This window comes from Kitasatospora sp. NPDC024654, from assembly GCF_055559155.1.
Map to the genome: position 1 here is coordinate 1 of NZ_JBVHLF010000142.1, position 10704 is coordinate 10704.

The window sequence follows — 10704 nt, forward strand, 5'->3', positions numbered from 1 at the left end:
CGCCCGTCGAGTACGAGACCAACTACTACCTGGCAACCGCAAAACCCCTGGTCACAGCCATCATCTGAGCTCTCTACCGAACCCGGGGCGGTTCAACGAACGCCTCCAAGCCGAGGGCAAGGCCGACAAGGTCGAGGCCGGCCTCGAGCAGGCCGGCGAGCACCTCAAGGACGCCTTCAAGCGTTGAGGAATGAGATCGCGCTCCCGTGAACGCGCGGGGGTCCGCCGATCTGTCCCGCGGTCGGCGGACCTCCGCGCGGTCCTGACACCGGTCCGGCCTCCGCTTGGGGAACGGTCGATCGGGTCCGAGCGAGGGCGGCGGCCGGGGGCGCCGACCTGCCCGGCAAGCCGACCGTCCAGCAGGGCTGGGGCTTCGCCGTCGCCAAACTGAAGGAGACCCTGCGGAGCCACGAGAACTGAGGCGTGCCAGCCGGCCGGGAGAGGTGACCGCCGACGGGGTCGTGGAGGCCGAAGGGCAGCAGCGCCAGGCCGGGGATGAGCTGTCGGCCCGGCCTACCGGAAATGGGCTGACGGGCTGGGGCCGCCGTAACATTGGCGGGGACGGGAGTTGGGTCACGGCGTCTGTTCCTGGGACGGACCGGAACGCCGCGTATCGGGACGGCCAGGGCGGGCTCGGGCGGTTTGACGCCGGCCGGCAGCGGCCCAGGGCTGAACGCGGTGTGTGCTCGCCGTGCTGACGGGTCGGCGGTGCCCGGCGCGTTGAACGCCGGCGGCCGGGCCGGGCTCGCCGGTTCATCCGAGCCAGCCGACCCGCACCCCGGCCGAGACCAGGAGCGCGCACGCCCCCAGGCTCGTGAGGGGGTGGGCCACCAGGACGGCCGCGAATTCCCGGAGGGTCGCGCTGGGCCAGTAGTACAAGGCGGTCGGTGCGCCGACGGCCTCGCCCGGCACCCCTGCCCGGCGAGCGGTGATGGCGGCCCGCAGAGCGTGAAAGTCGTTGGTCACGATGACGCAGCGGTAGCCCGGCCGGAGCTTCTCCATCAGCTCCCGGCTGAACTTCAGATTCTCCGCTGTACTCGTCGACAGGCGCTCCTGCACGATGCGTCCCGCCGGGACTCCGCGCGCCACCAGGTACTCGGCCATCGCCTCGGCCTCCGGCACCTGCTCGTCCGAACCCTTGCCTCCGGAGACCAGCAACATCGGGGGGTGCCCTCGGGCCGCCTGAAGCCGGTGCAGGGCCAGTGCCCGCTCCAGCCGCGAGACCAGCAGCGGCGGCACTCGGGATCCGTCCATGAGGCCGGCGCCGAGCACGACCACGAAGTCAACCGAACGGCGCACCGTCACCTGTTCGTAGAGCAGGGCGTAGCCGACGAAGCAGGCGAAGAGGAACGAGAGGTAGCCGGCCACCAGCAGGGCCGCGGTGGCGACCGCGCGCAGTGGGCCTCTCTCGGCGTGGGCGAAGACGACCAGGAGGCCGAGCGCCACGAGAACGGCGGCTCCCGCCAGTAGCGAGAGCAGGTTGGCCGGGCGGCAACCTTCGGTGCGGACCATCCGGATCCCGTTGGCCACCAGGAGCCCGGCGATGACCACCGCGCTCACCGCGGCCCCGGCGGTGATCCCGCTCGTCACCACCCGCGTCACCGGGCGGGGGAGGCGGCCCAGTTCAATGACCGAGCCAGCCAACGGGAAGAGCGTGCACAGGCCCAGGAGGAGAGCGTTGCCGAAGCGGCGCCGGTCACCGCGGAAGCGCCGCAGGAAGACCACCAGGACCAGTGCGGCCGCCAGGGGGAAGGGGGAGAGAGGTGGGACCATCGCGGCTCCTCGCAACGGTGACGGGCTGCCGGCCGGCCCCGGACAGATGGCAGGTCACCTACCGGTGGTGGAGAAGGCGCCTGGCACGACAGCAGGCCGGGCTGACATCCCTGCTGCCAGTGCTCGCCCAACCGGGCTCGACGCTTGGTGACCGGGGCCGGCGACGGTCTGGTCGACCGCGTCCGGATCAGATCGCGCCGTAGAACGGCCCGTAGTAGCCCGCGAACTCCTCAAGGTAGCCGGAGCCGTCCGCGCTGAACTCCGGGCTGTGCCTGACCTCGTCCTTGGTGCGGTCGACGTAGACCTTCATCTCCTCCTGCTCGACCCGCACGACAGTGCCGGCGGGAAGCAGGACGTGCCTGCCGAAGATCCACGGGCCGGTGTCGACCACCAGGAACTGGGCGCCGACCTCCTCCGACAGCCTGTCGACCTTGCCGATCGGCCCGTCGGTGGCCTCGACGTGGAAACCGACGAGATCGCTTCCGAGGACGTGGCCGGACGTCGAGCGGAACTCCCAGATCTCGATACGCGTGCTCATGGCATCTCCTCCCGTCAGGGGCGCCGGCTCCGGGTTTTCCGGGAAGCGCTTACCGCCGCCGGTCCCTCCGTCTCACCCGACCGCGCCGGTCGAAACCTCTCCGGGCTCGACGCACCGGACGTTCGGGGTCGCCGGCCCGCGGCCAGGTTGTGGTGTCCCTCCACGCGAACGGGCCGTCAGGTTCGGCTTCCGCAGCCACTTCGGGAATGGCGTCGCCGCCACAGGGCACGGGCGGTGAGGGCGGCGGTGATCAGGGCGGCGGGCAGGAGCAGGAGTTGGTGGCACACGGCCTGGCGATAGAGCGGTCCGATGCCCGAACCTCCGCTCCGGCGGTCGGGAACGAGCCGGGCTGGAACGGGTTCCGCCCACTGCGCGTAGAGGCCGTTGTCCCCGAAAGCCCAACGATCACATCCATCCGCCTCGTCGCCCAGGACGGTGCCGCGCTGCCAGCCGCACTGCCGGGCCAGTACCTCACGGTGCGCGTCCCGGAGGCCGGCGACCCGTCACCGGTCCGCAGCTACTCACTCTCGTCACCGTCCGGAAGTCGCGCCTACCGCATCAGCGGCAAACGGGAGGGCTTGGCCAGCGGATACCTGCACACCAAGATCCACGCGGGTGCGCGCATCGATACCGCAGCACCACGGCGAGTTCGTGCTCGCCCCCGGCAACGAGCCGGTCCTGCTCATTTCGGCAGGGGTCGGCATCACCCCCGGGCTCGGGGGCACCGGCCCGCTGGTCACCTTCGTCCGCAGCGGCCTGACGGTCCCATGGAGCGAGGCCACCGCACCGTCCCCACTCGAACCGGCCGAGGTATGCGGCGTACCGACGCGATGGTCCTGCCGCACCGGCGTCCGCCACACCTGTGTCACCACGATCCTCTCCGGCGAGGCCGTCCACCGGCCCGATCCCCTCGAACTCCCGCCTCCAGGGCGGCTGCTCGTCTGCTGCGTGCGCCCTGCCACCGATGTCGTCCTGGACGTGTGACGGGGAGATGCGACGGAGGCGGGGGAGCCCGACCACGCCCAGCACCAGGGTGTGTCCGAACGCCCGGGAGCGTCGGTGGCGGATCGTATGTTCCCCAGCCCGCGTGCGGCCCGCCGGGCGGGAGTCGTGACGATGGGCCACTCGAAGCGGTGCCGGCCCGCGAGCTGGGCCTGTGCCACACGGTGATCGCCCCTGGTCGCCCGCCTGGACGCGGGCGTCGAGGCCGGTGCGGGCATCACCCGAGGCGAGGTGCTGGAGGTCTTCGCGCACGACGTCGACCGACTGGGCACGGTGCTCTTCAGCGCCGTCGAGCCGCTGCCGAAGGTCGGGGACCGCGTCTGCTCGCACGTCTTGGACGGCTTGGCCACCGGCCTGACCGGCGTGCCCTCCTGACCGCCTCGGCGAGCAGGGTGGCCGCCGCGGTCGCGGCGAGCAGCCACAGCAGATTCCGCAGGTAGGGCAGCGGCAGCACGGTGGGGTTGCCGTTCCCCTGCCCCGCGTGCAGCGCGGCCGGCAGCCCCACCGCGGTCAGCGCGGCGGCCACCACCAGGCCGCCGCGCACCGTCCACGGTGCCCGCGTCAGGGCCGCCCCGGCCAGGCAGACCAGCGGTAGCCACAGCCCGTCGTGGAGCACCGCGCCGCCGATCGCCCACTCCGCGACGTCCAGCGGGTCGTTGATGTACGGATCGGTCAGCAGCCCGTGCACCCCGAACCCGATCAGCCCCACCGCGCCCAGAGCCAGCGCGGCGCGCAGCACGCTCACCGCCCTCACGCGATCACCTCCAAGCGCTCCACCCACTTGGTCTGCAGCACCCCGGGCCGGCCCGGTGCGATGACCCGGGCGGGGTAACCGTGGTCCGGGGCCAGCACCGCGCCGTTGACCCGCAGCGCCAGCAAGGTCAGCGGATCGCGCGCGTAGTCGGCCTCCATCTCGGTCACCCGGTAGGGGCCGGCGGTCTCCAGGGAGGTGATCCGCAGCCGGGCGGTGGGCGCTGCCCCGGCCCGGGTCACCAGGTCACGGATCCGCACCCCCGACCAGCGCGCGGTGGCGCTCCAGCCCTCGACACAGGCGATCGGCAGCTCGGCCTCGTACTGGTCCATCGCCAACAGCTCATCCATGGTCAGCTCGTACGAGTGGGGACCGGTGACCTTCAGCCGCCAGTCCGTGGGCGGCTGCGTGGTGCCGGCCGCGGCCGCGGTCCGGTTGACCGGAAGCCCCTGCGGGCCGATGTCCGGGCGGCGCGGGGCCAGCAGGTCGGCCCGGCGCAGCCAGGGCACGGTCTGCCCGGCGGTCACCGCGGTCACCGCCAGCACCGACGCGGTCACCGCGGTCAGGAAGCCGCGGCGCTGGGCCAGTTGGGGCCGCTCGCGGCGCCAGTGGGCGGCGATCTCGGGCGCCTTCACGGCCAGGTGCAGCAACAGGCCGCCCACCGCGATCCACGCCAGCCAGAAGTGGGTCTGCCGGAAAGGGAACGGCCACACGTACCACTGCAGGGTGTTGAGCAGCCCGGTGAACAGCTCCAGCAGCATCGCCGCGACCAGCAGCAGGATTCCCAGTCGCTCCAGCGCGTGCCGGACGCTGCGCGCGGGCGGCCACTCGAACAACCGCGGGTAGACAGTCCACAACTTGGCGCCGAGCAGCGGGATGGCGGCGATGCCGCTGATCACGTGGAGGCCCTGGCTGGCCCGGTAGAGGCCGACGGGCCGGCTGGGCAGGTGGTCACGCAGCCAGGTGGGCGGGTCCTGCAGCACATGGCTGTACAGGCCAGTGAGGAAGCAGATGAGCAGCGCCGTACCCAACCAGCGGCCGATCACCACCGCGGTACGCGGATCGTGCAACCTGGAACGGAAGGCGCCCTCGCGCAGCGGACCGATCCGCAACGCGTCCGGTGGGGTGGGCAGCGGCAGGTCGAACCGCCGCGGGCGGGGGGTGGGATGGTCGTCTCGCACCCCTCCATCACACCGGCTGTGAGGTGTCGGTGGGGGAATCGGCGGCTTACGGAAGTCCTACGGTTGCCCGCGGCACCGTCCCTTCGCGCACCGCACGCCGGCAGGGTGACGACGTGTCCGCAACCCCCTACCTTCCCCCGTTCCCGCTCCCGCACCGCCGGCCTGGCCCCGCGCCACCCGGTGCTCGCCACCACCGTCTGCGCCGCCGCCTTCGCGGCGCTCACCGCCGCGTTGGCGTACACCTTCACCCGTGGCGGCCACCTGGTGGGCGCCAGCGAGCCGCTGCTCACCTGGTACCCGGCGGACTGAGCGCTCTTCGCCCTGGCCGTGCTGGCTCTGCGGCGCGTGCCCACGCGGCGGGTGGCCGCCCTGGTGCTGGCCGGCAGCGCGGCCGTGGCCGTCTGCGGGCGGCTACTGAGCGGCCCGGGCTTCCACGGACCGTCAGCCGGCGCCTCTAGACCGCTCAGTCCACGCTGACCGGCGAAGACAACCGATCAGAGCCGGTCGTGTGCCCGCGGACTGTCGAACCCGGGTGTTCGTGGGGCGGGTCAGCACGGTCCTTACCGTGTCAGGTCTGTGGCATCACGCGGGACTGTCCACGACGGGTGGGTGTTGACCTGCGCCACTGTGGCCTGGGCCAGCTTCTTGTAGCGGTTCGCGATCTTCTGGGCCTGGCCGACGGGCAGCGCCCCGCCGCGCTCTGCGGCTCGCGCGGTGATCTCTTCCGGCCCCAAATCCCGGTTGGCCAGGACGATCGCGTTGACGGTCGGTCGGCGCACCTGGTCGTACCGGCGAAGCGCGGTCACGGGGTCGCGTTCCTGTGCCAGGCACCAAGCCAGCACCCGGGCATCGACGATGGACTGCGATCCGCCGTTCATGCCCATCGGGAACATCGGGTGTGCGGCGTCACCGAGCAAGGTGACACGTCCGAAACTCCAGCACGGCAGCGGGTCGCGGTCGAGCATTGGATACTCGAAGATCGCCGAGGAGTGCTCGACCAGCGTTGCCAGGTCGATCCACGGCAGCTTCCAGTCCGCCAGGCCGGCGCGGGCCTCCGTTGCCGTGATGCGACGGTTTGAGCGGTCCAGCGGTTCGGCGGAGGGCCCGTGCCGTACCTCCAGCACCCAGTTCAGCAAGGTCTCGCCACCCTCGGTCACTGCGTCCTCGATGGGATAGGCGACGAATTTTCGCCCCCGGGGCGCCGCCGGCCACCGCGATCGACCGGCCGTCGAGGATGTGCGGGTAGTGTGCGACCCCGCGCCACATGTGGACCCCGTTCCAGTGCGGGGCCCTCGTTGGGGTAGAGCTGGGCGCGGACTACGGAGTCGATGCCGTCGGAGCCGACCAGCAACTCGACGTCCTCCACCGTCGGCACACCGCTCATGCGGTCCAAGAAGTGGGCCCGAACGCCGCTTGCCGTCTGCTCGAAGCGCTGGAACAGCAGGCCGGTGCGGACGGAAACCGGCCCCAGGCGCTCGCGCACCGCCGCCACAGCATCATGTGCAGGCGACCGCGGTGTACGGAATACTGCGGCCAGTGGTAGCCGGCCGCCAGTCCGAGCGGCTCCTCCCACACCGGTTCACCCGACCGGTCACGGTAGCTCAGCTGACGTGGGGGCAGTGCGATAGCGGCCAATTCGTCAGCCAGGCCGAGCTCGACGAGCTCCCGGACGGCGTGCGGCAGCAGGTTGATCCCCACGCCTACCGCCTCGATCGTCCGCGCCGCCTCGCTCACCCGGGGCTGGAAGCCAGCGGCGTGCAGGCTCAGGGCGCAGGTGAGCCCGGCAATTCCGCCACCCACGATACTGACCCTCATCCGTCTCTCCCTGCCTTTCATCTGCGTTGCTACGAGGGCTTGTTGATGGGAGCACGGCCATGATGCCACTGATTCGTCCGGGTTCAGGTCCCTCTCTGCCAACTTTGGGTTGAGACATCCCGCTTCGTCGGGTTGGTGCCCCAGCCGTAGGTCCTGATCACGACTGCTGGGCGGCCCGGCGCTGGTAGTGGCTGGTGCGCTGCGCGGATGGGCGACTTCATGGGCGGGGACGAACCGCCCCGGACCTGGAAGGAGTACGACCCCGAGTGGGCCCGCGCCTTCGCCAGCGGCTCGGCCAGCGCCTCCTGCGACCACGCCCGGATGCTCGCGTCGGTGAAGGTGCCCGGCTTGTTCCCGCATCACTTCTGGAAGGTCGACGAGGAGTCGGGCCGACTGCAGGGGGCCATCTCGGCCCTCCAGGCCCGGCACGTGCGCGAGCTCATCACCCGGGCCGGGCAGCGGTTCGACTACAAGTCGTTTCCGAAGGCGGGTCACGTCATGCACCAGAGCGACCCGCAGACGTATGTCGCGGTCCTGCGCGACTGGGTCTCCACACTCGACGCCTGACGTCGGCAGACAGGGGCGGACATCACCCAGCCGAACACCGTACTGAACAGCACCATCAGCAAGGCCAGTTACCAGGGCGTGCCGCTCAGCCGCGCCAGGCGGATCGGCAACCTGAGCCTCGACCGCACGAGCGGCCCGATGCACATCCGGCCAGCACCGCCGCTGCATCCGTTCTTCGCGGCCGTGCTCGCCGGGGCGCGGTCGGCCGTGCTCGCCCACTTCGACAGTCGGAACGGGGAGTTGGCCGAGCCGGGTGTGCCGTCCGGGATCGCAGGACGCGGGGACATCGACGGCCAGGGCCCGAACCCTGATGACGGAGCACCTGGACAGGCGACTGTCCCTCAAAGACCCCGCAGCACACCGCCACATGAGTGTGCGGCGTCCACGACCCGGGGAGTGGTCGCTCATGCCTCCCCGCGCGTGCCGGGCGAAGCGGAGCTGGAGCCGAGGACGTTGTCGACGTAGGCCGCGAGTGAGGAGCGTAGACCGTCAGATGTCATCTTCTGGTCGTCGATCAGGTGTGCCACGAGGTCGGCGCGGATGGCGGCCAGCATCGCGTGGGCGGTGAAGTCCGCGTCGTGGACGCCGGGCAGCTGACCCAGCGCCGCACGCAGCATTCCGTGCCACCAGCCGTAGTGCTCGGCCTGGTAGGGGCTGCTGAGCCCGGCGTCCTCCGCGGCCGCCATCAGGTTCCGGTTCTCGATCTTGAAGTGCAGTGAGGCGTCGAGCAGGTCCAGCACCCGCTGCCGCGGTGAGGACCCGGCCGCGTCCGGTGCCTCGCACACGGCTTGCCGCAGGGGTTCGAGGCGGGAGGCGATCACGGCGCCGATCAGGCCGGCGCGGTCGCCGAAGCGGCGGAAGAGGGTGCCCTTGCCCACGCCCGCGGCCGTCGCGATGTCGTCCATCGACACGCTGTGGGGGCTGCTGCTGGCGGCGAAGAGGGCGTCGGCGGCAGCCAGGACTGCTTCTCGGTTGCGCAGGGCGTCCGCGCGCTCTGGGCGCTGATCCACAGGTCCTCCTCGGTCTCCGGCCGGTCCCGGCCCCGGGAATGATATTCGGCCGCCGCACACGAGTGGCGGACCGGCCGGCCGCCCCTCCCGAGCGCGGGCGCGGCGGCCGGCCGGTCCGCCTGACGCGCGACGCGTCAGATCGTGTCGTCGAGCCAGTCGAAGATGCGCGCCACCGCCAGCCGCAGGGCGCCCGGGTGGCAGTGGGCGTCTCCGCCTTCCTCTTCGGTGAAGCTCAGAAGCTTCTTGGGTGCGGTGAGGTGCCGGTAGAGCTTGCGCGGATCGGATTCCTCGGTGGCGGAGTAGTACAGGTCGTCGGTCGCCTCGCACATCAGGACCGGGCAGGCGATCTTCCTCGCGCTGCCGTCGTCGAAGGTGTAGCGGGCGTACTCCGCGAGGAACTCCCGGTCGGTCGAGGTCCTGGTGACGTAGCGGCCGTGGTCGCAGGCCCAGCGCAGGATCGGGTTCCGCGTGCGGGCGTGGGCGAGCATGCGGTCCAGTTCCTCGTCGTGCTCGGCGGCCGCGCGCCGCACGGCCTCCTCGTGCGGCAGCGGGAGCTGCGCGGTCAGCGCGGAAACGGCGTCGAAGACACCGTCGACGGCGACGACGGCCGCCACACGCGGCTCGTAGGCCGCCGCGCGGGGCGCGAGGTAGCCGCCGAGGCTGACGCCGAGCAGCGCGATGCGGGCCGGATCCACACCCGAGTCCCGGGCGAGGAAGTCCAGGACGGGACCGACCACGTTCTCCCAGTCCGGCCGGAACACCAGCCCGTCCTGGTGGATGGCCGCGGCCTGCCCGGGGCCGTCGAACGTCAGGACGTGGTAGCCGCGTTCCTGTCCGGCGAGTGCGCCGAGGAAGTGCACCCGTTCCAGCTGCCGCTTCGCGCGGGGGCGGGAACCTGGTGCGCGCTCGTCGTCCAGTCGCGTTCGTCGGGCACGACGGGGAAGACCTGCGCCGGCCGCCGATCAGATCAGATGGAGGCCGGTACCACGTTGGTGACGGCGACCGCGGAACGGACCGCTCTGGCCAGCTCCACGGCGTCGCCCACCGACCAGATGTGGGTGAAGAAGAGGCGCGGTTCGTCCGTCAGACCGTGGTTGTGGAGTTCGACGAGTTCGATGCCGCCCCGCCGTAGCGCCGTGAGGACCTTCTGGACCTCGGCGGCGACCATGCAGAGGTCGCCGCTGAGCGCGGCCCGGCCCCTGCCGAGCTGTTGGAAGTTGAAGGCCGAAGTCGCGCCCAGGCCGGCCGGCAGGACGTGCCCCTCGTCGCTCACGGTCTCGCGGCGGACGAAGACACACGTATAGACGTCGTCGCCGCTCGTGCCCTTGGCACCCAGCGCGGCGTCGATGCCGGCGGTGTCCAGATCGAGGGGCCGGTGCGGTCGAGGAGGGTGCGGCGGCGGAGTGCCGGTACGGTCGAGCGCGCTCCGCAGCCCGCGGGCGAGCGCCACGGCATCATGGCCGTGCGCACAGACATGGGTCCACCAGAGGTCGGGCCGGTGTGACGGCAGGTGCTTGTGGATGGCGGTCTGGGCGATCCCGTGGGCCTGCAGGGCGTCGGTCATCGCCGACAGCTCGACCTCGGTCACCACCAGATCGCCCATCATCAGCGTGCTGCCGTCGTCGTACCGGGCGAAGGAGACGTGCGCACCCAGCGCGAGCCCGGGGGTGACGGCAACGCTGCGGCAGGCCACGCGCAGGTCGTGCCGCGGGAAGGGCGTGTGGTGGTAGATCCCGCGGATGAGGTGGCCCGGCCTGCCGAGCACCCGCACGATCTCGCCCCAGTGCGCCTCGGTGGTCGGCACCGGCCTGACCAGCCCCATACTGCCGGGATCATGGGCTGCGGCCCGCCCCGCGGCGGCATCCAGCCCCAAGCCGGCCAGCACCGGCACCGGGGGGGGGGGGGGGGGGGGGGGGGGGGGGGGGGGGGGGGGGGGGGGGGGGGGGGGGGGGGGGGGGGGGGGGGGGGGGGAAGGGGGGGGGGGGGGGGGGGGGGGGGGGGGGGGGGGGGGGGGGGGGGGGGGGGGGGGGGGGGGGGGGGGGGGGGGGGGGGGGGGGGGGGGGGGGG

The 10704-nt window shown here is 72.1% G+C and carries 14 protein-coding genes; 4 read left to right on the plus strand and 10 right to left on the minus strand.

Annotation, left to right across the window (positions count from 1 at the left end; genetic code table 11):
* Positions 1–187 (plus strand): CsbD family protein (locus tag ACZ38L_RS36700; RefSeq protein ID WP_465701907.1); only part of this gene is annotated, 187 nt, incomplete at its 5' end.
* Between the two features lie 566 nt (positions 188–753).
* Here ACZ38L_RS36700 and ACZ38L_RS36705 read toward each other — a convergent pair.
* Both ACZ38L_RS36705 and ACZ38L_RS36710 read right to left on the minus strand, forming a co-directional pair.
* Positions 754–1773 (minus strand): YdcF family protein, encoded by a 1020-nt coding sequence (locus ACZ38L_RS36705; protein WP_465701909.1) that lies wholly within the window; start codon positions 1771–1773, stop codon positions 754–756.
* A gap of 187 nt (positions 1774–1960) precedes the next feature.
* Complete coding sequence (locus ACZ38L_RS36710; protein ID WP_465701911.1) at positions 1961–2311, minus strand: PRC-barrel domain containing protein; 351 nt, start codon at positions 2309–2311, stop codon at positions 1961–1963.
* A gap of 615 nt (positions 2312–2926) precedes the next feature.
* Here ACZ38L_RS36710 and ACZ38L_RS36715 point away from each other — a divergent pair.
* Entirely contained in the window at positions 2927–3295 is a 369-nt protein-coding gene (locus tag ACZ38L_RS36715; RefSeq protein ID WP_465701913.1) for a 2Fe-2S iron-sulfur cluster-binding protein, read from the plus strand.
* Between the two features lie 298 nt (positions 3296–3593).
* On the opposite strand, the gene ACZ38L_RS36720 is transcribed toward ACZ38L_RS36715, so the two are convergent.
* Positions 3594–4067 (minus strand): hypothetical protein, encoded by a 474-nt coding sequence (locus ACZ38L_RS36720; protein ID WP_465701915.1) that lies wholly within the window; start codon positions 4065–4067, stop codon positions 3594–3596.
* Complete coding sequence (locus ACZ38L_RS36725; protein WP_465701931.1) at positions 4064–5176, minus strand: molybdopterin-dependent oxidoreductase; 1113 nt, start codon at positions 5174–5176, stop codon at positions 4064–4066. The genes ACZ38L_RS36720 and ACZ38L_RS36725 overlap by 4 nt, the downstream gene beginning before the upstream one ends.
* Before the next feature lie 174 nt (positions 5177–5350).
* Here ACZ38L_RS36725 and ACZ38L_RS36730 point away from each other — a divergent pair, with 174 nt between their 5' ends.
* A complete protein-coding gene (locus ACZ38L_RS36730) occupies positions 5351–5554 on the plus strand; it encodes a hypothetical protein (RefSeq protein WP_465701917.1) in 204 nt (67 codons plus the stop codon).
* 251 nt (positions 5555–5805) lie between these two features.
* Here ACZ38L_RS36730 and ACZ38L_RS36735 read toward each other — a convergent pair whose 3' ends face one another.
* Genes ACZ38L_RS36735 through ACZ38L_RS36745 form a run of 3 tightly spaced genes read right to left on the minus strand, consistent with a single transcriptional unit; the run spans position 5806 to position 7060 of the window.
* Positions 5806–6402 carry an FAD-dependent monooxygenase gene (locus ACZ38L_RS36735; protein ID WP_465701919.1) on the minus strand — a complete coding sequence of 199 codons (597 nt, stop codon included), beginning with the start codon at positions 6400–6402 and terminating at the stop codon, positions 5806–5808.
* Positions 6399–6737 carry an FAD-dependent monooxygenase gene (locus tag ACZ38L_RS36740; RefSeq protein ID WP_465701921.1) on the minus strand — a complete coding sequence of 113 codons (339 nt, stop codon included), beginning with the start codon at positions 6735–6737 and terminating at the stop codon, positions 6399–6401. The genes ACZ38L_RS36735 and ACZ38L_RS36740 overlap by 4 nt, the downstream gene beginning before the upstream one ends.
* Positions 6626–7060, minus strand: coding sequence for a hypothetical protein (locus ACZ38L_RS36745; protein ID WP_465701933.1), 435 nt, complete (start codon positions 7058–7060; stop codon positions 6626–6628). The genes ACZ38L_RS36740 and ACZ38L_RS36745 overlap by 112 nt, the downstream gene beginning before the upstream one ends.
* Positions 7061–7267: 207 nt before the next feature.
* On the opposite strand from ACZ38L_RS36745, the gene ACZ38L_RS36750 reads away from it, so the two are divergent.
* The gene (locus tag ACZ38L_RS36750; protein ID WP_465701923.1) at positions 7268–7627 is read left to right on the plus strand and encodes an alpha/beta fold hydrolase; all 360 of its coding nucleotides are present in this window, start codon (positions 7268–7270) and stop codon (positions 7625–7627) included.
* A gap of 404 nt (positions 7628–8031) precedes the next feature.
* On the opposite strand, the gene ACZ38L_RS36755 is transcribed toward ACZ38L_RS36750, so the two are convergent.
* The 3 genes from ACZ38L_RS36755 to ACZ38L_RS36765 form a co-directional block, all read right to left on the minus strand.
* On the minus strand, positions 8032–8637 hold the full coding sequence (locus tag ACZ38L_RS36755; RefSeq protein ID WP_465701925.1) for a TetR/AcrR family transcriptional regulator: 606 nt from the start codon (positions 8635–8637) through the stop codon (positions 8032–8034).
* Positions 8638–8771: 134 nt separating this feature from the next.
* Complete coding sequence (locus ACZ38L_RS36760) at positions 8772–9497, minus strand: alpha/beta hydrolase family protein (RefSeq protein WP_465701927.1); 726 nt, start codon at positions 9495–9497, stop codon at positions 8772–8774.
* Positions 9498–9604: 107 nt separating this feature from the next.
* On the minus strand, positions 9605–10459 hold the full coding sequence (locus tag ACZ38L_RS36765; RefSeq protein WP_465701929.1) for a DUF1259 domain-containing protein: 855 nt from the start codon (positions 10457–10459) through the stop codon (positions 9605–9607).
* Positions 10460–10704: the final 245 nt, after the last annotated feature.

Excerpts from the sequence above, each read along its gene's own strand:
- ACZ38L_RS36705 (WP_465701909.1), bottom strand. The coding sequence starts at position 1,773 with ATGGTCCCACCTCTCTCCCCCTTCCCCCTGGCGGCCGCACTGGTCCTG.
- ACZ38L_RS36710 (WP_465701911.1), bottom strand. The coding sequence starts at position 2,311 with ATGAGCACGCGTATCGAGATCTGGGAGTTCCGCTCGACGTCCGGCCAC.
- ACZ38L_RS36745 (WP_465701933.1), bottom strand. The coding sequence starts at position 7,060 with ATGAGGGTCAGTATCGTGGGTGGCGGAATTGCCGGGCTCACCTGCGCC.
- ACZ38L_RS36750 (WP_465701923.1), top strand. The coding sequence starts at position 7,268 with ATGGGCGACTTCATGGGCGGGGACGAACCGCCCCGGACCTGGAAGGAG.
- ACZ38L_RS36765 (WP_465701929.1), bottom strand. The coding sequence starts at position 10,459 with ATGGGGCTGGTCAGGCCGGTGCCGACCACCGAGGCGCACTGGGGCGAG.